We start from the raw sequence: 20850 nt of genomic DNA on the forward strand, positions 1-20850 counted from the left end.
AGCTCAGCGTGGCAGCGCCGATGCCCGCCATGCGCCGGGGCCCTTGGGCAGGGGGTGCCGCATCAACGATGCCTTGTCCGCCCAGCGCGAAGGTGGTGCCTGCTCGGTCTCGGGCTCGGGTGTGCGCAGGCTCGCGACGACCGCGGTCAGCGCGGCCAGTTCCAGGTCGTCCGGCGTGCCGCGGACCACGCGCAGCACGGGCTTTTCCCCGCTCACAGCGGGATGTTCCCGTGCTTCTTGGGCGGCAGGGTCTCGCGCTTCTCGCGCAGCATCGACAGCGCTCGCGCGACGTAGCCGCGGGTGTACGAGGGCGGGATGACCGAGTCCACATACCCGCGCTCGGCGGCCAGGTACGGGTTGAGCAGCGTGTCCTCGTACTCGGCGTCCAGCTCGGCGCGCAACGCGTCCACGTCCTCGCCCTTGTCCAGTGCCTCCTGCAACCTCCGGCGGTGCAGGATGTTCGCCGCGCCGGACGCGCCCATCACGGCGATCTGCGCGGTCGGCCACGCCAGGTTCACGTCGGCGCCGAGGTGCTTGGACCCCATCACGTCGTACGCGCCGCCGTATGCCTTGCGCGTGATCACCGTGACCAGCGGGACCGTCGCCTCGGCGTAGGCGTAGATCAGCTTGGCGCCGCGGCGGATGATGCCGTTCCACTCCTGGTCGGTGCCCGGCAGGAAGCCCGGCACGTCGACGAAGGTCAGCACCGGCACGTTGAACGCGTCGCAGGTGCGCACGAACCGCGCCGCCTTCTCCGAGGCGTCGATGTCGAGGCACCCGGCGAACTGGGTCGGCTGGTTGGCGACGATGCCCACCGCGTGCCCGTCGACGCGGCCGTAGCCGACCACGATGTTGGGCGCGAACAACTCGTGGACCTCGAGGAACTCGCCGTCGTCCAGCACGCGGGTGATGACCTCGTGCATGTCGTAGGGCTGGTTGGCCGAGTCCGGGATCAACGTGTCGAGCTCGCGGTCCTCGTCGGTGATCTCGTCGGCGACAGAGCTGCCCTCGGGCACCGTGCCGGGGAAGACCGGCGGGTCGGCCAGGTTGTTCGACGGCAGGAACGACAGCAGCTCCTTGACGTAGGAGATCGCGTCCTCCTCGTCGGAGCCCATGTAGTGCGCGACGCCGGACTTCGTGTTGTGCGCCCGCGCGCCGCCGAGGTCCTCGAGCGTGACCTCCTCGCCGGTCACCGTCTTCACCACGTCCGGACCGGTGATGAACATCTGCGAGGTCTGGTCGACCATCACGACGAAGTCGGTCAGGGCCGGGGAGTAGACGTGCCCGCCCGCGTTCGCGCCCATGATCAGCGAGATCTGCGGGACGACGCCGGACGCCATGGTGTTGCGCCGGAAGATCTCGCCGTAGAGGCCGAGCGAGACGACACCCTCCTGGATGCGCGCGCCGCCGCCCTCGTTGATGCCGATGATCGGCCGGCCGGTCTTGAGCGCGAGGTCCATGACCTTCACGATCTTCTCGCCGTAGACCTGGCCCAGCGAGCCGCCGAAGACCGTCACGTCCTGGCTGAACACGCACACCGGGCGGCCGTCGACGGTGCCGTAGCCGGTGACGACGCCGTCGCCGTACGGGCGGTTGCGCTCAAGCCCGAAGTTCGTCGACCGGTGCCGGGCCAGCTCGTCGAGCTCGACGAACGAGCCGGGGTCGAGCAGCATGTCGATGCGCTCGCGTGCGGTCTGCTTGCCGCGTGCGTGCTGCTTCTCCACCGCCCGCGCGGAACCCGCGTGCACGGCCTCGTCGTTGCGCCGGTACAGGTCCGCGAGCTTGCCCGCGGTGGTGTGCAGGTCCGGCTCACCCTCGGGGATGCTGCCCATCGGCTGGGTCGCGCTGCTCATGGAGGGGCAGCCTAATCAGCATCGGCGCGCGCGCCAGACGGCCGTTGTCAATGTCACGAGCCCGGGTGTGGGCCGCCGCCGGTCGGAGCGGGAACGGCGGCGGCCGACGAAGAAAGCATGCGACCTCCAGCGCACTGGAGGTCAACCGGCGGAGATCCCTGTTTCGAGCTCCGCTGTGGCTGCGGGCTGTGGCTGCGGGCGACCCCGCCGACGGCGGTCCGCGAAGAAAAGCTTGCGATCTCCGGCGCGGTCGAGGTCGAGAGGTTCTAGCGTGTGTTCATGTCATCGCCATTGGACGCGGCCGCGCTGGGTGCCGCGCTCGCCGGGTACTACCCGCAGCTGGACGTCACCGACAGCACCGGCTCCACCAATGCCGATCTGCTCGCCGCGGCCGGCCTGGGTGCGCCCGACCGGACGGTGCTGATCGCCGAGGCCCAGACCGACGGCCGGGGCCGTCGGGCCCGTCGCTGGGTGTCGCCGCCGGGCACCGGGCTCTACCTGAGCGTCCTGTTGCGACCGTCGCAAGTGGCGGCGCCGGCGCTCGGCACCCTGTCCATGGTCGCCGGGCTCGCGCTCGCCGAGGCCGTTCGGGAGACCGCCGGCGTGACCGCGGACCTCAAGTGGCCCAACGACTTGCTCATCGACGGGGCCAAGTGCGCCGGCATCCTGTGCGAGGTCGGCGGCGGCACGCCACCGGCCGTCGTGGTCGGCATCGGGCTCAACACCGGGCCGCTGGGCGAGGAGGTCCCGGCGGGCGCCGGGGGGCTGCCCGCGACCTCGCTGGCCGACGCCGGGGCGACCGAGACCGACCGGTCCGCGATCTTGGTCGCGCTGCTCGTCGAGTTCGCCGAACTGGAGGCGCGGTGGCGCTCGGCGGGCGGCAGCCTGGCCGCGTCCGGGCTGCTGCGGTCCTACCGGGAGCTGTGCTCGACGCTGGGCGCCGACGTGCGGGTCGAACTGCCCGACGGCAGCACCCGCACCGGCGTCGGCCGCGACATCGACGCCGACGGCAGGCTCCTGGTGACCGGCGACGACGGGGTGTCCTTCGCCGTGTCGGCCGGCGACGTGGTCCACGTGCGGCACTGATTGTTGGAGCGCGGCCATCGGACCCCTGATCGCCGCTGGATCGACCGCGCTCGCCCCGGCCACCACGGCGACGGACTGCGTGGCGTGCGTGGTCGGGCCGGCTTGAAGGGCGATCAGCTGGAGCGCGGAGCGCGACCATGGACACTGAATGGCTGGTATCCGGTCCGATCGGGGCGTGCCGCCGGTACGGTGAGGCCGTCTACTCACGAGCCGCGTTCCACCCGGGAGGAACACCGTGGCATATCCAGACGACCTGCTGAGCGAAGGCGAGCGGGTTGTGATCCACCGGCACCCGCACTGGAAGATGCTGCTGCTGCCCTACATCGTCCTGATCGTGACGATCGGCCTCGGCATCTGGCTCGCCCTGCTGGCCAAGGACGCTTCCTCGCCGTGGAACAACGTCGGCCTGATCGCCATCGGCGTCGTCGGGCTGGTGTTGATCGTGTGGCTGTTCATCATCCCGTTCGTGCGGTGGCGCACCACGCACTTCATCGTCACCACCGACCGGGTCATGGCCCGTGAGGGCGTGATCAACCGGACCGGCATCGACATCCCGCTGTCCCGGATCTCGAGCGTGCGCTTCGAGCACGGGCTGATCGACCGGATCGTGGGCTGCGGCACGCTGATCATCGAGTCGTCCTCGCAGGAACCGCTCGAGTTCGACGACATCCCGGCCGTGGAGAAGGTGCACTCGCTGCTCTACCGCGAGATCAACGACAACCCGTACGACGACTACAACGCCGCCCAGCAACCGCCGCAGCAGACCACGCCGTACCCGCCGCAGCACGGCGACCCGCGCGGCCGGGGGCGCTGAGCGGTGCCCGGCGCGCTCGACCTCGGCCTGCCCGCGCGGGTGCCCGCACCGGTTCCCGGTGACCTGCCGTCGCGGATCACCATCTGGGAGGTCGGCGCGCGCGACGGGCTGCAGAACGAGTCGGCCGTGGTGCCGGTCGAGGTGAAGCTCGAGTTCCTCGACCGGCTCGCCGACGCGGGCTTGACCACGCTCGAGGCGACCAGCTTCGTGCACCCGAAGTGGGTGCCGCAGCTGGCCGACGCGGCGGAACTGCTGGCCGGGCTCAAGAAACGCGAGGGTGTCCGGTACCCGGTGCTGGTGCCCAACGAGCGCGGGCTCGACCGTGCGCTCGCGGCCGGCGTCGAGCACATCGCGATCTTCGGGTCGGCCACGGAGACGTTCGCCGGCAAGAACTTGAACCGCACGCTCGACGAGCAGTTCGCGATGTTCGAGCCGGTCGTCACCCGGGCGCGGGCCGAGGGCCTGGACGTGCGCGGCTACGTGTCGATGTGCTTCGGCGACCCGTGGGAGGGTCCGGTCGCCGCCGACCAGGTGGTGTCGGTCGGCAAGCGGCTGCTGGACATGGGGTGCTCGCAGCTCTCCCTCGGCGACACGATCGGCGTGGCCACGACCGGTCAGGTCGATGCGCTGCTCGACGGCTTCATCGCGGCGGGCACGTCGTTGGACGCGCTCGCCGTGCACTTCCACGACACCTACGGCCAGGCACTGGCCAACACCGTCGCGGCCCTGCGCCGCGGTGTGTCCACAGTGGACTCCTCGGCCGGTGGGCTCGGCGGGTGCCCGTACGCGGAGTCGGCCACCGGCAACCTCGCGACCGAGGACCTCGTGTGGGCGCTCAACGGGCTCGGCATCGAGACCGGTGCCGACCTGGGCAAGCTCGCCGACACGAGCGCGTGGATGGCGCAGCGGCTGGGCCGGCCGAGCCCGTCCCGCGTGGTGCAGGCCCTGCGGGGCTGACGTGGTCGAGTTCGTCGACGCATCGCCCGTGCTGGTGTGGCGGTTCGCCGCGCCGATGCTGGTCGTGTCGTCGGGTCCGTTCGGCGGTGGCCTCGGATCGCGCGACTGGGTGCTGAACGCGACGGTGCCGCTGGACTACGACCGCGACGATCCGGACGTGCACGTGCGCGAACTGGCGTCCTCGTTGGGGTTGACCGGTTCCGGGACCGGGCTGCTGACGGCGGTGGACGTCCGCGAAGTGGTCACCCGGACCGACGAAGACGTGACCGTGCACGCGACGACCGGCCTCGGCGGGATGCCGATCTGGGCGGCGGCCCCGTCGTCGGTCGTCGAGCCGCCGCGGGTGGGAACGATCAACGTGGTGGCATTCCTGCCGGTCCGCCTGTCCGACGCGGCCATGGTCAACGCGGTCGCGACCGTGGCCGAGGCGAAGGCCCAGGCCCTGGTCGAGGCCGGGGTGTCGGGGACCGGCACGTGCACGGACGCGGTGGTGCTCGCGTGCCCCGCGACCGGCGCCGCCGAGGCCTACGGCGGTCCGCGGTCGGTGGTGGGTTCGGCGTTGGCCCGGGCGACCCACGCCGCCATCAGCTCCGCTCTCTGACGGCTTCGGCCCTTCGCTCACGGATCCGCCGAGCCCCCGGTCGGACGGTCCACCCGCCCCACTGTCGGATCGTCCTCCGATCCACTTCCGTTCGTTCGCGGATCCGCCGGACCTCCGGTTGGACGGTCCACCGGGCCCACCGTCGGATCGTCCCCCGATCCACTTCCGTTCGCGATCGGAGTTGTCCACAGATTCGGCATGAACCCGTTTTCCCAGCTCAGACCCGATAGACTGGTCAGCGGGGGTCCCCCCGGGAAGGGTGGGCCCTGCTCGGGTCGCGTTTCGATCGAGGGTCACCCAAATGTCACTCGATTGGGGGGAACCGGCGCTCGCACACCCGCGTCCAAGGCTGGACCTAGGACCATGCCGGGTATCGCGGAGGTGGCCGTGGCGACCGACCATCGGGCAGGTGTCGACGGCCTGCTCGCCGAATACCGCCGCAGTCGGGAACAGCTCGCCGCCGTGCACCGCGAGCTGGCCACCATCGCCGAGTCGGCGACCGATGCCGACGGGTTGATCACGGTCACGGTTTCCGCGCGTGGCAGCATCATCGGGCTCCAGCTCGCCGAGGCCGCCTACCGCGTCTACCGTCCCGACCAGCTGGCCAGGCAGATCGTGCTCGTCGCGGGCATGGCGACGACCAAAGCGGTCCGGGCGGCAGGGCGTGCGCTCGAACCGGTGCTGCCCGCCGACAGCGACCCCGACGCGTTGCTGCGTGGCACCGCCGACCTGCGCCCCGACGAGTACAAGCCGCCGCCTGAAGAAGAAGAAAGCATGGAAGAGCGGTCATGGCTGCAGACCGAGCGGAGGCCGTGATGAACGACAGCTTCCACGCCGATCCCGAGCAGCTGGCCAGCGACGCCAGCGAGTTCCACGGCCTCGCGGAGCGCGCCGGACGCATCCACGCCGACCTGCGCACCACCCTCGACTCACTCGGCCACCCGTGGGGTGACGACGACGCCGGGCGCAGCTTCGCCGAGGTGTACGCCGCTCCCGCGGACGAGACCCTGGGCCGGCTGGCGGCGTTGCCGAGCCAGCTCGGCGACGTCGGGGGCCGGTTCGTCGCCGCCGCCAAGACCTACGAAAACGCCGACGCCACGGGCGTGACCGAGCTGACCGCCACGGAGCAGGACCGCTAGGGGATCGCCATGGGTATCGAGCTGCCCCAGGAACTGGTGGGGGTCGCGCAGGCCGCGGGCGTGCACTGGCCGCAGGCCGACGAGGACAAGATGCGCGACGCCGCCCAGGCCTGGCGTGACGCGGGCGCGAAGCTCGACACCTTGGTCACCGATTCGGACAAGACGGCCAGAACCACCCTCACTCACATGCACGGCGAGGCCGGTACCGCGGCCACCCGGCACTGGTCGACGTTCGTGGCTCCCGACACCGGCCACCTGACCGCGACGGCCAAGGGCTGCACCGCGGCCGCCGACCGGCTCGAGCACGCGGCCGACCAGGTGGGCATCGCGAAGACGGAGATCGTCCGGCAGTTGGTGGCCCTGGCCAGCAACACGGACGCGGCCCACACGGCGGCCGCGTCCGGGCACCCGACGGCGCTGGCTGGGCTGGACACCTTCGTCAAGGGCACGGCCGCCAACGTCGCGACGATCAACCACTCCCTCGTCGACGCCGTGCGGCCGGGAAGTGGCGTCGATGTGGGAGCGACCCACCTGCCCACCCACGCGGGCCCGGGCGAGCACGGCGTCGTGGACAACCTGCTGACCAACACCACCAACGTCGTTGCGCCGACCCACGGCCACGGCATGGTCAGCGACACGGTGCAAGGCGCGACGAACCTGGTCGGCGACACGACCCACGGCGCCACCACTCTCGTCGACCACACGACGCAGGGCGCCACGAACCTCGTGGACGGCACGGTGCACGGTGCGACGGGCCAGGGTGCGACGGGCCAGGGGCACGGTCCGGTCGGTGATCTGGCGCAGGGCGCCACGAACCTCGTCGATGGCACGGTCCAAGGTGTGACCGGCCATGGTCATGGCGGGGTGGCCGAGGTGAGCCAAGGTGCGACGAACCTCGTCGACGGCACCGTGCACGACGTGACCGGTCACGGTCCGGTCGGTGACCTCGGGCCGGGCGCGACCAACCTCGTCGACAACACCGCCCAGGGTGCGACGAACCTCGTCGACCCGGGCCACGGGCACGTCCCGTACGCCACCGCCGGCGACATCACCGCAGGCGACACCGGTCCCATTCCCGCCCAGCCCGATGCCCCGACCCCGCACACCGGCCTCCCGCACCCGGTCAACCAGGTGGTCGCCGCGGCGGGCCTGGCCGACGCACCGCCGGTCGCCAACCTCCCCGGCAACGCCGCGCCTGGCGGGACTCCGTTCCCGGGGGCGGCTCAGGGCGGCTTGCCACAGCCCGGAGCGCAGCCCGGCGGCGGCTACTTCGGTGGCGGACCTGGCGGTGGCCCGATCGCGGGCGGCGGCTTCGGTGGCGCGCCGGTCGGCGGCGCCGTTCCCGGTGGCGGCACGGTCGGTGGTCCAGTCGGTGGTCCGGGCGGCAGTCCGGTCGGCGGTGCGCAACCGGCCGCGCCCCTGAACCGCGGCCCCGGGGGCAGCTCAACCGGCGGCCCGGGTGTCCCGCCGGTTCGCGAGCCCCTCGCCGGAACACCAGGAACACCGGGAACGCCAGGCGCCCCCGGCCGGCCAGGCACGCCGAGCGGCCCCGGCGCACCCGGCGGCCAGGTCGGGGCTGGGCTCGGTCAGGCCCGCGGCGCGGGCCCGCTCGTCGGCGCGCAGCAGCCCGGCACGCAACTGCCGGGGGCGGACCGCCTCCCACCCGCTCCCGCATTGCCGCCCGGCCACAAGACCGAGCGCGAACAACTGGTGGCCGTCCTGCTGGTCCACATGTTCCCGTTCGGCCACATGCCGGTCGCCGCAACGGAACCGGCGCGCCAGCTGCCCACCCCGCCGCCCGAGCTCGACTACGCGCCGGGTCTGCGGTTCGCGCCGGACGACCACCCGCAATCGCACCTCGTCGGCGCCGCGGTCCCGCCGGAGCAGGTCCCGGTGGTCGAGCCGCTGACGTCCGAATCCGCCGTCGTCCAAGACTTGCTCACCGGTCACGACAGCCTTGGTGAGCTGCACGAACGCGACTGGGACCGCAAGTTCCTCGTCCGTCCGGCCGGTCCGGAGGGCGACGCCGAGTACGCGTGGCCGCCCGGCGAGCTCTACCCCGAGGGCGGCACCGCGCCCGGCGAGCCCGAGGTGCTCGACGCCGGCACGGTGCTCGACCGGTTCGGCCGCGAGGACGGCCGGGTGTTCGCCGCGGCCGGGACGCCGTTCGCGCAGCGGGCCCTGCCACCGTCCCATGTGGACCTAGAATACCGCCGATACCGTGTGGTTGAGCCAATCCCGGTGTGGCGATCGGTGTCCGCGGCGTGGTTCGCCCAGCCCGGCGGCGGGGTCCGCTACCGCAGCACGCGGTCCGCGGCCGAGCTGGTCGCGCTGGGCCACCTCGAAGACGTCACCCGAGCCGAAGAAGGAACGCCATGAACAGCGACTCGATCATCGGCTGGCTCGAGGCGGTCGGCGTTCCCGCCGACGTGGTGGCCATCGGCGCCGAACGCGACCACGCCTGGTGCCTCCTGCGCGACGAGCACCCCGACGCGGACGGCGTCATCGGCTGGGAGGTCTTCTGGCGCGAGCAGGGGAACCGCTACGACTGGGCGCGCTTCACCAGCGAAATGGTCGCGTGCCAGTACCTCTTCGGCCGGCTCACGTGGACCCAGGTCGTGCGCGGCGCGGTCGGCGTGCTGCCCACTGACCAGCCCAGCGGTCAGGTGCCGAGCCAGTGACGCGGTAGTCGGCCTCTTCGGCCACACCGACACACGGAACTCGTTCTTTACGCGCCGATACACTACGATTTCAAATACTATGATTTCGTAATATCGCAACTCGAACCGTATTGAGTCCGGTGGCCCGCTGGTCGGCTTTCGGCGTGCTGCCCAGCGATCAGGTGTCGAGCCAGTAGCGGCGCACGTGCTCGGCCCGCTCGAGCACGCCACCGGCCTTCTCGATCGTCTTGGCGGAGGCGACGTTGCCGGCCTCGCACACGAGCAGAACCCGGTGCAGGCCAAGGGTTCGAGCCTCGTCGAGCATGCACCGCACCGCCCACGTCGCCACCCCGCGTCCCCGTGCGGATGGGCGGATGCCGAAACCGATGTGTCCGGCCCACTCGGCGTGCTCGTGGCCCGCGTGCCGCAGCGCGATCCCGCCGAGCACCTGCTCACCCTCGACGATCGACCGGTAGCTGACCAGCTCTTCGCCGGTCAGCCGCGCGATCCAGGCCGCGAAGCCGGGGTCAGTCTCGACGTCGTCCGACGGCAGCAACCCGAACCCGTCCTCGTGCAGTCCGGGTCCCCACTCGGCGTGCGCCTGCCGCCAAGCCTGGCGCAGCCGCGTCGTCGGTTCGACCAAGGACAGCGTGCTCACGGCGTCAGCAGCCGCAACGCATCGTCGTGCAGCAGGCCGTTGGTGGACAGGGCCGAGCCGCCGTCGAACCGGGCCTGACCGCCGAGGTCGGAGAAGCGGCCACCTGCCTCCTCCACCAGGACCTGCAACGCCGCCACGTCCCACGGGTTGACGATCGCCTCCGCGGCCACGTCGATCACACCCTCGGCCACCAGGCAGTGCTGCCAGAAGTCGCCGAACGCGCGGTTCTCCCAGCACGCGTCGACCAGCCGCAGGTACGCCTCGCGCGAGTGGTGCTCCACCCACGAACCCAGGTGCGTGGTCGAGAGGTATGCATCGCCGATCGACGCCACCCGCGACACGGCGAGCCGGGTCGGCGCCGACCCGGGCACGCCGGCCCAGGCGCCTTCGCCGGCCGACGCCCACCACCGCCGGCCAAGGGCGGGCGCGCTCGCCACCCCGACGACCGGCACGCCGTCGACCACGAGCGCGATCAACGTCGCCCACGCGGGCACGCCACGCAGGAAGTTCTTCGTGCCGTCGATCGGGTCGAGCACCCACGTCCGCCCGGCGCCGATCTCGCCGCCACGCTCTTCCCCGGCCACCGCGTCGTCCGGGCACTGGGTGGCCAGCCGCGCGCGGACCATGTCCTCGACCGCGGTGTCGGCGTCGGTGACCGGGGTGCGGTCCGGTTTGCTGCTCACCACGAGGTCCGACGACCGGAACCGGGCCGACGTGATCGCGTCCGCCGCGCCGGCCAATTCCAGCGCGATAGCGAGATCGCGTCCTTGAGTTGACACGGGTTCGATGCTGTCACGCCTACTGTGGGCACCGTGAGCAAGGTCCTGCTGGCCGAGGACGACTCGGCCATCGCCGATCCGCTCTCGCGGGCGTTGAACCGCGAGGGCTACGAGGTGCACGTGGTCGCCGACGGGCCCAGCGCCCTGGAGGCCGCCACCGGGGGCGGCGCCGACCTGTTGGTCCTCGACCTCGGCCTGCCCGGCATGGACGGCCTGGACGTGTGCCGCAGGCTGCGTGCGTCCGGCCGGGGCATCCCGGTGCTGATGCTGACCGCCCGCGCCGACGAGGTCGACTTCGTCGTCGGCCTCGACGCCGGCGCGGACGACTACGTGGCCAAGCCGTTCCGGCTGGCCGAGCTGCTGGCCCGCATCCGGGCGCTGCTGCGCAGGCAGTCGCCCGGCTCCATCGACGTCGGCGGCGTGAAGATGGACCTCGCCGCCCGCATGGTCACCGTGGACGGCGAAGAGGTCACGCTGGCCAACAAGGAGTTCGAGCTGCTGCGCGTGCTGATCCAGCGCGCGGGCCAGGTCGTCACCCGCGAGGAGATCCTCACCGAGGTGTGGCACGGCCCCGAGCTGAAGACCAGCAAGACCCTGGACATGCACATGTCGTGGCTGCGCCGCAAGCTCGGCGACGGCGGCCCGCGCGGTGCCGAACGGCGGATCGCGACCGTGCGCGGGGTCGGCTTCCGGTTCAACGCGGACTAGTGCGCGCACGGATCCTGCGGGCGATCCTGATCGCCGTCGCGGTCACCGCGGTGGTGCTCGGCGTGCCGCTGGGCATCGCGTCGCTGCGGCTGGTGGAGAGCCTCAACCGCGAGGCGCTGGCCGCGCGGGCGCAGCAGATCGCGACCACGCTGGACGACGAGCTGGTCAACGGCGAGTCGCTCAACCTGGACCAAGTGCGGCTGCTGGTGCCGCCCAACGGCCGGCTCACGGTGTCGGTGCCGGGCCAGCCGACCCGCTCGCTGGGCGGCCCGCTCGGGTCGGACCAGATCGTGGAGGGCGCGCCGCTGATCCAGCAGGGCCGGGTGACCCTGGCCGAGGACGCGGGCCCGACCCGGACGAGGCAGACGCAGGTCGCCGTGCTGGTCATCCTGGTGATCCTGCTGACGGTCGCCGTGGGGGCGGCAGTCGCCGTGATCACCGCGCGGCGGCTGGCCAACCCGTTGCGGCACGTCGCCGAGCGCGCGAGCCGGCTCGGCGCCGGTGACTTCCGGTTGGATGCCCGGCGCTACCAGCTGATGGAGCTGGACATGGTGGCCGAGGCGCTGGACACGTCGGCGACCGCCCTCGCGCAGCTCGTGCAGCGCGAACGCGAGCTGGTCGGGGACGTGTCGCACCAGCTGCGCAGCCGGCTGACGGCGTTGCAGTTGCGCCTGGAAACCATGACCGCGGTGGACGACGAGGAGGTCGCCCAGGACGCGCAGGCCGCGCTCGAGCAGGCTGAACGCCTCGCCGCCACGCTGGACGAACTGCTGGCCGCGGCCCGCGAGGCTCGCGCCGTGGGCGCCGAACCGGTCGACCTGGCGAGCACGTTGCCGTCCATGGTGGACGAATGGCGGTCGCTGCTGCGGGCCAAGGGCCGGTCGCTGCGCCTGCGGGTGCCCGAGGGCCTGATCGCCCGGGCGACACCCGCGAAGCTGCGCGAGGCCGTCGGGGTATTGCTGGACAACGCCGTTATGCACGGCGCCGGCCCGGTGACGATCTCCGCCCGCCGCGGCGACGGGACGGTCGTGGTCGACGTGTCGGACGGCGGCGTCGGGGTGCCCGACGAGCTGGCCGCGCACGTGTTCGAGCGCGGGGTGTCCGGCGGCGGGTCCACGGGGTTCGGGCTGGCCTTGGCCCGCGCGCTGGTCGAGTCCGACGGCGGCCGGCTGGAGCTGTCGACCCGGCAACCGGCGACGTTCACGCTGTTCTTGTCGGTGCCGCGGGCCGGGGACGTGCGCGGCGTGAAGTGGCCGGCGGAGCGGGGACCGCGATGAGCACCTTGTTGACCGGCGCGCTGGTGTTCGACCCCGACAGCGGCGAGACCACACGCGCTGACGTGCTGATGGCCGGGGACCGCATCGAGGCCGTGGGCTCGGATCTGTCCGGCGACGAGCGGGTCGACTGCTCCGGTGGTGTGCTCATCCCGGGCTTGATCGACTGCCACGTCCACGTCGCTTTCCCGCGCCCGGATCCGTTGCCGCGCAGCGCTCGCGTCCTCGAAGCCGTGCCGGTGTTGCGGCGCCTGCTCGAGCGCGGCATCACCACGGTGCGCGACGCCTGGGGTGCGGACGCCGGGTTCCAGCACGCCTTGCGCGAAGGGTGGATCACCGGCCCCGACCTGCTGGTCAGCCTGCGCCAGCTCGGCCCCAGCGGCGGGCTCGGCGACTGGTGGCAGCCCGACCTCGGCCGCGTCGACCGGATCGACGACCCGTCGCTGCCCGACGCGGTGTTCGACGGGCCCGCGCAGGCACGCGCGGCCGTGCGCCGGATGGTGCGGGCCGGGGCGGACTGGATCAAGCTCGGCGCCAGCGGTGCGTTCCGGCAGGTGGGTGAGAACCGCAGCGTGGCCCCGACCGACGAGGAGCTGCACGCCGTCGTCGACGAGGCCCGGCGGTGCGGCCGGGACGTGATGGCACACGCGCACACGGCGTCGACGGCGTCGGCCGCGGCGCGGGCGGGGGTGCGCAGCATCGAGCACGGCGTGTTCCTCGACGAGGTGTCGATCGCGGACATGCGCGCGCGGGAGTGCTGGTACGTGCCGACCCTGGCCGCGCTGGACGGTGTGGCGGAGGCGTTCGCGGCCCACCGGAAGTCGCTGGCCATGGCCCTGGCGGCCGGCGTGCCGATCGCCGCGGGCTCGGACCTGGCGCCCCGCCCGCACGTCGACCTGCGGACCGAACTGCGGTTGCTGGCCGAGGCGGGGCTGGGCGACGTCGGTGCGCTGCGGGCGGCGACCAGCGAGGCGGCCCGGCTGCTGCGGCTGGACCGGGGCCGCATCGCGCCGGGGTTGCGGGCCGACATCGTGCTGGTCGACCGGTTGGACGTGGCCGACCTCGGCGTGCGGGCGGTGTGGCAGGCCGGATCAGCTGTGGCCTAGGTCCTCTTCGCCGTCGGCGCCGTCGGCCACGACGGTGAGCTCGCGCCTGCGGTGGCCCAGCTCGTCGGGGAACACCCAGCGCTTGAACCCCCAGAACCGGAAGAACATCGCGAGCAGCATGCCGATGATCGACCCGCTCAGGAAGTCCGCGGTCTCCTGCACCAGCCGCGTGACGTGCGGGGTCTCCAGGTCGAGCACGTAGCGCGAAACCCACGGCGGGATCAGGTTGATCACCACGGCGACCCCGCTGATCAGGAAGAACAGTGCCGCCTCGTGGTGGGTCTCGCGCCCGCCGCGGGTGCGGAAGGACCACTCCCGGTTCAGCACGTAGGACACGATGGTCGCCACGATGATCGAGATCGCCTTCGCCGTGATCGGCTTGTCCTCGAGGACCGTGAACTTGAGCAGGAACCAGATCCCGTTGTCGATGACGAACGTCGTGCCGCCGACGATGGCGAACTTCAGCAGCTCGCGGTGCTTGATCAGGACCCGTCGCAGGGGCTCGGGCACGTGCCGGAGCACGCTCTGGACGACGGTCACGAGCGCAGTCTACGAGGGGCTACGCGGCGCGCTTGCCGGTGCCGGGGTCGGCGGTCACCGAACGCAACCGCCGCTCGCGCCGCGTCACCCGTACGCGGGCTCCGGCCTGGGGGAACACCCACTTCTTGAACGCCCACCACCGGAACACCATCGCGATCAGCGTGCCGATGATCATGCCGCTGAAGAAGTCGGCGGTCTCCTGGACGAGCAGGCTCACGTGCGGGACCTGCAGGTCGAACCAGTAGCGGGAGATGGCCAGCGGCACCGAGTTGAGCGCCGTGCTGATGCCGCTGATCAGGAAGAACAGGGCGGCCTCATGGTGGCGCTCGCGCCCGCCCCGGGTCCGGAACGACCACTCGCGCGAGAGCACGTAGGACACGATCGTGGCGATGACGACGGCGAAGGTCTGCGCGGAGACGGGCTTGGAGTTGAGGATCGTGAGCTTCAGCCCGTAGTTCACCGCCATGGTGATCAGGAAGCACACGCCGCCGACAATGGCGAACTTGAGCATCTCGCGGTGCTTGACGAGCACGGAGCGCAGTTTCTGCGGCAACCGCGAGAGCACACCTTCGACAACGGCCATGGCGGCGGAGTCTAGCGAGCATTGTTTATCGGTGACGTGAGAACGGGTGTTACAGGTGTCGTGCGTCTCGATCGATCAACATCGGCGCTGGTCGAACGTCTCCGCAGGTGGTTCCAGTGCGCCCTCAACCTCGGGCTGATGTGTTCAACGCGCTCGGGCACGATCCGGGTCCGGACGCGTCCTCAACCTCGGGCGCTTGTGGTTTGCGGTGGCGGGCGGCGGTTTCGTTGTGGAGTGCGTTGTCGCGGCGGACTTGTTGCCGGCAGGGGTCTCGCTACTGCTTGCACTGGCCCGTCAGTAGTTCCAATAAGAACCGCGCGCTGGGCAACGTGGGCGAGGTGCACGTCGAGCCCGAGTTCGGTGGCCCCGGCACCACGGTCGCGGAGCCGTTCCCGCCACCGGTGGTCGGCTTGGTGGCCGGTGGCTTCTTGGTCGTCGTCGTGGTGGTGGGCGCAGTGGTCGTGGTCCTGGATGGCGACGACGGCGACTGCGAGGTCGTCGGCGACGGCGTGGTTGTCGTGGTGGGGCTGTAGTTGTGGCCCGGCTCCGGCTGTGGCGTCGGCTTGGGGTGCGGGTCCGGCGGCGGCACCGGCCACGGCCACCAGTGCAGGGGGACCTCGGCGGTGTCGGACGCGGCGCCAAGAGTGGCCATCACCGCCACCACACGGTGGTGCGGTGCCGGGTTCGGGATCGTGCCGACGGTCGGCCAGTGCACCTGGAAGCGCAGGAAGATCGCGTGGTGCGGGGCGATCGGGTCCGACGTGCAGGTCATGCCGCCGCCATCCCGGGTGCAGGCGAGGGTCACCGCACCCTGGGGCAGGGGCACCGCGTCCGGGTCCGAGACGTGGATGGTGATCGGTTTGGTGCTGGTGCCGGTGTTCAGGGCCGTGACGTCCACGGTCGGGTTCCAGCGCAGCCCCGGCAGCAGCAGGTCGAGCCACTCCGCGGACGCCTGGATCAGCACGTCGTCCTTGCTCGGCGGTGGCGTCACCTTCACGTCGACGGTGATCTTGACCGTGATGCCTGCGCCGGCCATCACCGAGCCGGTGACCACGCCGCCCTTGCTGGACGCGTCGGCGGCGAGGCGGAACTTGAGCACGGCCGTGCCGCCTGGGGCCAGCTCTTGCGTGGCGTGGCACGTGACCGTGCCGCGGCCGCCGGGGCAGTTGGTGGTGACGGTGACCGCGCGGGCACCGGCCAGGTCGAGCATCGGCCGGGCCGCGAAGTTCGCGGTCGGCGGCATCGCGCGCACGCCGTCCGGCAGGTTCAAGGTTGCGCTTGGGGCCGGGGCCGCGGTGCCGCCGGTGTTGCGGATGGTGATCGGGACGTCGACCGGTGAGCCCGGCGTCAGCGTGATCGTCTGGCTCGGGCCCTGCGCGGTCACCTTCGGCGGACCGGGCGTGGGGCTCGGCGGCGGCGGTGGCGGTGGAGGCGGCGTCGTCGACGACGGGGACTGCTGCTGCGGCGGAGGCGGTGGCGGCGCCGGCACGGGCTTGGCCGGCACCGGCTTCGCCGGCGGCGCGGGCGCGGGCGTGGGGGTCTGGACCACGGGCTGGGGCTGGGCGGCCGGGACCTCCTGGGTCCCGCCGCCCGCCGTCAGGCCGAGGGCGACCGCCGCGACCAGCACGGTCGCGGACGCGGCGACCCCGACGAACTGCCGCGGCCCGGAGGTCAAGGCGCCGGCCGCGCCGCTCGCGCCACCCGCGGTCGTCCCGGCCGCGACCAGGGTCGCGGCCTTCGCCGTGGTGCCCGACGCGGCCAGGTAGCCGGTGGCGCCGATGCCCAGCACCAGCGGCGCGACGAAGCCCCGCAGCGCGCCGTTGACGTCGGCGAGTTCGGCGGCCAGCGCGCGGCAGCGGTCGCAGTCGTCCAGGTGGGTCTCGACCTGGGCCTTCTCCCGCTTCGAGAGGCCGCCGCGGGTCCACGCGCCGAGCCGGTCGGCGCAGATGCGGCAGCGTTCCTCGCTGGTCTCGGCGAGGTGCACCTGCAGGTACGCCTGGCGCAGGCCTTCACGCGCCCGATAAGCAAGTGCAGAAACCCCGTTGGGGGTTAGCCCGAGTATGGGTGCGACGTCGGCGGGGGACTGGCCTTCGATCTCGGTGTGCCACAGCACGGCCTGCCAGCGCTCGGGCAACTGCTCGAACGCCCGCGCGGCCAGCGACCGCTCCAGCCCGGCCACCGCGGTGTCGGAGAACGGCACGCTCACCGCGGCCTGGCTGACCCCCGACACCGTGGACACGTCGTCGGACAGCTCGACCTTGCGGTCGCGGCGGGTCTTGTCGTACGCGGTGTGCCGCAGGGCCGTGAGCAGATACGCGCGGAACGCCGAGTCCGGGCCGCGACCGGCCCGCAAGGTGTCGAGCACCTTGGCGAATGCCTCGCTGACCAGGTCGTCGGCCTCGGCGGCGGACCGGGTGAGCTGGCGCGCGAGGTTGTACGCGGCGCCCACGTGCCGCTCGTAGAGCGATCCGTAGGCGTCCACGGAGCCATCGCGCACCGACTGGATCAGCTCGGCATCGCTCGGCCCCTGCACGTCAGCAGGAACGGTGGCCACGTCACTCCTCTACTCCTCGACCAGCACGCGGCCCGCGTCTCCCCTGCTCACCACGCCCGGTCTTCCCACGGCGTCGCCCAGTGTGACGGATGGCGACGCGGTCGTCACGTCCGATGCCGAACCTGTGGACAACTCGAGACCGCGAACGGAAACAATGGCCGGTTTCGCGTCACGACGGGGGGTTATGTGCGTTCCAGATCCGACAACGGTTCGAGGGAAAGGGCTGTGGGTGGCGGTACGGGAAGCGGGGCATCTGTCGCCACCCGGCGACGCGGACGGCTCCGACGGTGACTCGCGGGTGCTGCGCGCCCGATGGCGCACGGTGAGCTTCGCGACCGGCTGGCGATTCCCGAGCGACTGGGGGCTGCCCGAGGTCGACACGGTGTGTTCGTCGATCTTGCGGCGGGACAAGAACCTCACTGACGCCCTGCTCGGGCTGGGCAAGGCGCGTGCCGAGTCCGGTGCCGGGCTGGACGAGACGATCAAGGACCTGGCCGCCTTGCACGCGGTCATGAACGGCCCGCCGGACGGGTTGTTGATCGCCGACCCGGACGAGTTGCCGACCAGGTTCCTGCGCACGGTCGCGCTCGGCTGGGCCGAGGTGACGGCGGGGGACAACGCCCGCCGGGAGTCGACCGAGCCACTCACGGGGCTGGCCACGGCCGAATATTTGCGTACCCGTTTGGGTGAGGTCTATCGGCGGGGCCGGCGCACCGGGCGCTGTCCGTCCGACGACCACGTGCTGCTCGCCGTGGTCCTGGACCTGAGTTCGGTGAACGGCTTCACCCGCCTCATGGCGATGGTCGTGATCGCCGACGCCCTGCGGACCGTGTTCGACGGCGGTGAGAGCGTCGCGCTGCTCGGGCAGTCGGTGGCGGCGGTGCTGGCCGAGCGCGACGACGGGCTCGCCGACCGGGCGACCCGGGCGCGGTTCCTGCTCGCGGAGCGGCTCGGCATGGACGCGGACCTGACCCGGATGACCCGGCCGCGGGTGCGGACCTACCGGCTCCCGCCGACCCATTCGTCGGCCGTCGACCTGGTGAACCAGCTGGCCAAGGCATAATTGGCGGGTTGTTGGGTCGCAGGCGACCGTGTCGTGGTTTCCTGGTTGCCGTGACCGACCGCCACGCGACGCCGTCCTGGTTGCGGGTCGCGGCACGGCGCGCGACCGGCCGCCCCCAGCAGCTGATCCTGCTGTTCGCGGTGCCGGCGTTGCTGGTGGGCTACGGCATCGTCGCCGCGGTGCTCAACCTGCAGCTCGGTGTGGACAGCACCGTGTACCGGTCGGGTGCGCTCACCCTGCTGCACGGCGAGTCGCTCTACGACCTGACGACCCTGCACTACGAGCCGTACTGGGCGTTGCTGCCGTTCACCTACCCGCCGACCGCGGCGCTGCTGTTCGTGCCGCTCGCGCTGGTGCCCAACCAGGTCGCGTGGGGCATCCTCGGCGGCGTCTCGGTGCTGGCCATGACGCTGGTGATCCGGGTGAGCGTCGCGCAGGTCAAGCGGATGCCCACCTGGATGAGCCCGGCGCGGATCACGCTGATCCTGGCCGTGTTGCTGCTCGCGCTCGAACCCGTGTGGCGCACGGTCAGCCTCGGCCAGATCAACCTCATCCTGATGGCGATGGTCGTGCTCGACGTGCTCGTCGTGTGCACCGAGTCGGGCGGGCGCTGGCGCAAGTTCGGTGGCGTGCTCACCGGCGTCGCGGCGGCGGTCAAGCTGACGCCGTTGATCTTCGTGCCGCACCTGTTCATCACCGGCAAGAAGGCCGACGGCTTCCGCGCGTTGGGCACGTTCGTCGTCCTGCAGCTGCTGATGTTCGCGGCCGCGCCGCACGACGCACTCCTGTTCTGGGGCAAGGCGGTCAGCGATCCCGGCCGCACCGGCCCGGTCTACATCGCGGGCAACCAGTCGTTGAACGGCCTGATCGCGCGGTTGAGCTCGCTCGCGCCGTGGACGTTGCAGGCGGCGATCGCGATCGGGTTGTTGCTGGCCATCCCCGCGTTCGTGCTGGTCCGGCGTTTCCACCGCCAGCACCGGCCGTTGCCCGCGCTGCTGGTCACGGCGTTCTACGGGCTGCTGGTCAGCCCGGTTTCCTGGTCGCACCACTGGGTCTGGGTGGTGCCGCTGGTGGTGTTCCTGCTCTCGCGCCTGCCCGACCACCTCCCGGCCGGGACCGGACGGATCATGCGGCTGGCCGGGCTGATCAGCGTGGCCGCGGTGTTCGGCAGCTGTGTGCTGATCCTGATCGTGCCGACCGGCGCGGGCATCGAGATGTACTGGGACGGCTGGGACTTCGTGCTCGGCAGCGCGTACTTGCTGGTCCCCGTGGTCGCGGGGCTGGTGTTCGCCATCCGGTGGCTGCGCAGGCGGATGGCGCGGCGGCGCACGGAAGAATCGACCGCGTGACGGTTGCGCGCTGGGCGCCGCCGGCCGTCGTGCTGGTGCTCGCCCCGTTCGTGTTCCTGGCGGTCGTCGGCGCGTTGCCGGGAGACCAGGGTTTCGTCGATCTGAACGTGTACCGCGCGGGCGGGCTGTTGTGGCGCACCGGGCAGCCGCTCTACGACGGGCAGTTCCCGCGCATCCTGGTCGACCAGACGCTGGTCTTCACCTACCCGCCGTTGTCGGCGATGTTGTTCGCGCCGGTGTCGTTGCTGACCATGACCGCGGCGAAGGTGCTGGTCACGGTGCTGAGCATCGCCGCGATCGCCGTGACGGTGCTGGTCGTCGGCCGAGAGCGCGGGTTGAGCGTCACCGCGATGCTCGCGCTCGGCGCGGTGGTCGTCGTGTTCGAGCCGTTCCGGCAGAACTTCGTGTTCGGCCAGGTCAACACGGTCCTGATGGCGCTGGTGGTGGCCGATTGCCTGCTGCCCAGAACGTGGTGGCCACGCGGGTTGCTGGTCGGGCTCGCGGCGGCGATCAAGCTGACGCCCGCGGTGTTCGTCCTGTACTTCGTCGCCCGGCGGCAGTGGCGCGACGCCGCGGTCTCGGTCGTGTCGGGGCTCGGATTCGCCGGACTGGTTGCGTTGCTCGACCCGCACGACTCGGCGCGCTACTGGACGCACACGTTGTGGGACTCCGGGCGGATCGGCGAGCTCCCCTACGCCTACAACCAGTCGATGAACGCCGTGTTGTACCGGCTCGGGCTGGCCGACGGGCCGCGCACCGTCCTATGGGGACTGTTGTGCGTGGTGGTCGTCGGGCTCGGCTACCTGGCCGCGCGCCGCGCCGAGGACAAGCTGACGGCGTTGCTCGTGGTCGCGGTGGTCGGGCTCCTCTGTTCGCCGGTGTCGTGGTCGCACCACTGGGTGTGGATCATCGCGGCCGTGCCGCTGCTGCTGGCGTGGCACCGCGGGTGGGGCGTGGTCGTGCTCCTGGTGTTCGTCGTCGGGCCGCACGGCCTGATGCCGAACCTGCACTACGCCGAGCTGAACTGGTCGTGGTGGCAACACCTCACCGGCGACGCCTACGTCTGGATCGGACTGGCATTCCTCCTGGTGACGGGCCTGCGCAAGCCCTCAACTAAGCTCTGACC

The 20850-nt window shown here is 71.7% G+C and carries 21 protein-coding genes; 14 read left to right on the forward strand and 7 right to left on the reverse strand.

The window, feature by feature from the left end; all coding sequences use genetic code 11:
* Positions 1-3 precede the first annotated feature (3 nt).
* Both EV186_RS29110 and EV186_RS29115 read right to left on the reverse strand, forming a co-directional pair.
* On the reverse strand, positions 4-216 hold the full coding sequence (locus EV186_RS29110) for an acyl-CoA carboxylase subunit epsilon (RefSeq protein ID WP_133852682.1): 213 nt from the start codon (positions 214-216) through the stop codon (positions 4-6).
* Positions 213-1853 (reverse strand): acyl-CoA carboxylase subunit beta, encoded by a 1641-nt coding sequence (locus EV186_RS29115; RefSeq protein ID WP_133852683.1) that lies wholly within the window; start codon positions 1851-1853, stop codon positions 213-215. Before EV186_RS29115 ends, EV186_RS29110 begins: the two co-directional genes overlap by 4 nt.
* 279 nt (positions 1854-2132) lie before the next feature.
* Between EV186_RS29115 and EV186_RS29120 the strand changes: the two genes are divergently transcribed.
* From EV186_RS29120 to EV186_RS29160, 8 genes are all read left to right on the forward strand, one after another.
* Positions 2133-2939 (forward strand): biotin--[acetyl-CoA-carboxylase] ligase, encoded by an 807-nt coding sequence (locus EV186_RS29120; RefSeq protein ID WP_133852684.1) that lies wholly within the window; start codon positions 2133-2135, stop codon positions 2937-2939.
* Between the two features lie 235 nt (positions 2940-3174).
* Positions 3175-3753, forward strand: a complete 579-nt coding sequence (locus EV186_RS29125) for a PH domain-containing protein (RefSeq protein WP_133852685.1) — start codon at positions 3175-3177, stop codon at positions 3751-3753.
* A gap of 3 nt (positions 3754-3756) precedes the next feature.
* Positions 3757-4710: a hydroxymethylglutaryl-CoA lyase gene (locus EV186_RS29130; RefSeq protein WP_133852686.1), complete on the forward strand. Its 954-nt coding sequence runs from the start codon at positions 3757-3759 to the stop codon at positions 4708-4710.
* A gap of 1 nt (position 4711) precedes the next feature.
* The gene (locus EV186_RS29135; RefSeq protein WP_243754347.1) at positions 4712-5311 is read left to right on the forward strand and encodes an adenosylcobinamide amidohydrolase; all 600 of its coding nucleotides are present in this window, start codon (positions 4712-4714) and stop codon (positions 5309-5311) included.
* 387 nt (positions 5312-5698) lie between these two features.
* On the forward strand, positions 5699-6127 hold the full coding sequence (locus EV186_RS29140; RefSeq protein WP_133852687.1) for a YbaB/EbfC family nucleoid-associated protein: 429 nt from the start codon (positions 5699-5701) through the stop codon (positions 6125-6127).
* The gene (locus EV186_RS29145) at positions 6127-6450 is read left to right on the forward strand and encodes a WXG100 family type VII secretion target (protein WP_133852688.1); all 324 of its coding nucleotides are present in this window, start codon (positions 6127-6129) and stop codon (positions 6448-6450) included. The genes EV186_RS29140 and EV186_RS29145 overlap by 1 nt, the downstream gene beginning before the upstream one ends.
* Positions 6451-6459: 9 nt before the next feature.
* On the forward strand, positions 6460-8829 hold the full coding sequence (locus tag EV186_RS40225; RefSeq protein WP_243754348.1) for a TNT domain-containing protein: 2370 nt from the start codon (positions 6460-6462) through the stop codon (positions 8827-8829).
* Positions 8826-9131, forward strand: coding sequence for a hypothetical protein (locus tag EV186_RS29160; protein WP_133852689.1), 306 nt, complete (start codon positions 8826-8828; stop codon positions 9129-9131). Before EV186_RS40225 ends, EV186_RS29160 begins: the two co-directional genes overlap by 4 nt.
* A gap of 157 nt (positions 9132-9288) precedes the next feature.
* On the opposite strand, the gene EV186_RS29165 is transcribed toward EV186_RS29160, so the two are convergent.
* Both EV186_RS29165 and hisN read right to left on the reverse strand, forming a co-directional pair.
* Entirely contained in the window at positions 9289-9768 is a 480-nt protein-coding gene (locus EV186_RS29165; RefSeq protein WP_243754349.1) for a GNAT family N-acetyltransferase, read from the reverse strand.
* Positions 9765-10547 carry a histidinol-phosphatase gene (hisN, locus tag EV186_RS29170; protein WP_133852690.1) on the reverse strand — a complete coding sequence of 261 codons (783 nt, stop codon included), beginning with the start codon at positions 10545-10547 and terminating at the stop codon, positions 9765-9767. Before hisN ends, EV186_RS29165 begins: the two co-directional genes overlap by 4 nt.
* Positions 10548-10580: 33 nt before the next feature.
* On the opposite strand from hisN, the gene EV186_RS29175 reads away from it, so the two are divergent.
* The 3 genes from EV186_RS29175 to EV186_RS29185 are packed head-to-tail and all read left to right on the forward strand — an operon-like array spanning position 10581 to position 13635.
* Positions 10581-11255, forward strand: coding sequence for a response regulator transcription factor (locus EV186_RS29175; protein WP_133852691.1), 675 nt, complete (start codon positions 10581-10583; stop codon positions 11253-11255).
* The gene (locus tag EV186_RS29180; RefSeq protein ID WP_133852692.1) at positions 11255-12532 is read left to right on the forward strand and encodes an ATP-binding protein; all 1278 of its coding nucleotides are present in this window, start codon (positions 11255-11257) and stop codon (positions 12530-12532) included. The genes EV186_RS29175 and EV186_RS29180 overlap by 1 nt, the downstream gene beginning before the upstream one ends.
* The gene (locus tag EV186_RS29185) at positions 12529-13635 is read left to right on the forward strand and encodes an amidohydrolase family protein (protein ID WP_133852693.1); all 1107 of its coding nucleotides are present in this window, start codon (positions 12529-12531) and stop codon (positions 13633-13635) included. Before EV186_RS29180 ends, EV186_RS29185 begins: the two co-directional genes overlap by 4 nt.
* Here EV186_RS29185 and EV186_RS29190 read toward each other — a convergent pair.
* From EV186_RS29190 to EV186_RS29200, 3 genes are all read right to left on the reverse strand, one after another.
* Positions 13621-14175: a GtrA family protein gene (locus EV186_RS29190; protein ID WP_133852694.1), complete on the reverse strand. Its 555-nt coding sequence runs from the start codon at positions 14173-14175 to the stop codon at positions 13621-13623. The two genes, EV186_RS29185 and EV186_RS29190, sit on opposite strands and share 15 nt — an antisense overlap.
* A 19-nt stretch (positions 14176-14194) precedes the next feature.
* Positions 14195-14758 carry a GtrA family protein gene (locus EV186_RS29195; protein WP_133852695.1) on the reverse strand — a complete coding sequence of 188 codons (564 nt, stop codon included), beginning with the start codon at positions 14756-14758 and terminating at the stop codon, positions 14195-14197.
* Positions 14759-15032: 274 nt separating this feature from the next.
* Positions 15033-17312: a sigma-70 family RNA polymerase sigma factor gene (locus EV186_RS29200; protein ID WP_133852696.1), complete on the reverse strand. Its 2280-nt coding sequence runs from the start codon at positions 17310-17312 to the stop codon at positions 15033-15035.
* Between the two features lie 229 nt (positions 17313-17541).
* On the opposite strand from EV186_RS29200, the gene EV186_RS29205 reads away from it, so the two are divergent.
* Genes EV186_RS29205 through EV186_RS29215 form a run of 3 tightly spaced genes read left to right on the forward strand, consistent with a single transcriptional unit; the run spans position 17542 to position 20848 of the window.
* The gene (locus EV186_RS29205; RefSeq protein ID WP_208115851.1) at positions 17542-18375 is read left to right on the forward strand and encodes a GGDEF domain-containing protein; all 834 of its coding nucleotides are present in this window, start codon (positions 17542-17544) and stop codon (positions 18373-18375) included.
* 50 nt (positions 18376-18425) lie between these two features.
* The gene (locus tag EV186_RS29210) at positions 18426-19724 is read left to right on the forward strand and encodes a glycosyltransferase 87 family protein (RefSeq protein ID WP_243754350.1); all 1299 of its coding nucleotides are present in this window, start codon (positions 18426-18428) and stop codon (positions 19722-19724) included.
* Complete coding sequence (locus EV186_RS29215; RefSeq protein ID WP_133852697.1) at positions 19721-20848, forward strand: glycosyltransferase 87 family protein; 1128 nt, start codon at positions 19721-19723, stop codon at positions 20846-20848. Before EV186_RS29210 ends, EV186_RS29215 begins: the two co-directional genes overlap by 4 nt.
* Positions 20849-20850 lie beyond the last annotated feature (2 nt).

Source organism: Labedaea rhizosphaerae (assembly GCF_004362825.1).
GTDB lineage: Bacteria > Actinomycetota > Actinomycetes > Mycobacteriales > Pseudonocardiaceae > Labedaea > Labedaea rhizosphaerae.

Coding starts and splice junctions, on each gene's coding strand:
- EV186_RS29115 (WP_133852683.1), bottom strand. CDS start 1,853: ATGAGCAGCGCGACCCAGCCGATGGGCAGCATCCCCGAGGGTGAGCCG.
- EV186_RS29120 (WP_133852684.1), top strand. CDS start 2,133: ATGTCATCGCCATTGGACGCGGCCGCGCTGGGTGCCGCGCTCGCCGGG.
- EV186_RS29145 (WP_133852688.1), top strand. CDS start 6,127: ATGAACGACAGCTTCCACGCCGATCCCGAGCAGCTGGCCAGCGACGCC.
- EV186_RS40225 (WP_243754348.1), top strand. CDS start 6,460: ATGGGTATCGAGCTGCCCCAGGAACTGGTGGGGGTCGCGCAGGCCGCG.
- EV186_RS29160 (WP_133852689.1), top strand. CDS start 8,826: ATGAACAGCGACTCGATCATCGGCTGGCTCGAGGCGGTCGGCGTTCCC.
- EV186_RS29185 (WP_133852693.1), top strand. CDS start 12,529: ATGAGCACCTTGTTGACCGGCGCGCTGGTGTTCGACCCCGACAGCGGC.
- EV186_RS29195 (WP_133852695.1), bottom strand. CDS start 14,758: ATGGCCGTTGTCGAAGGTGTGCTCTCGCGGTTGCCGCAGAAACTGCGC.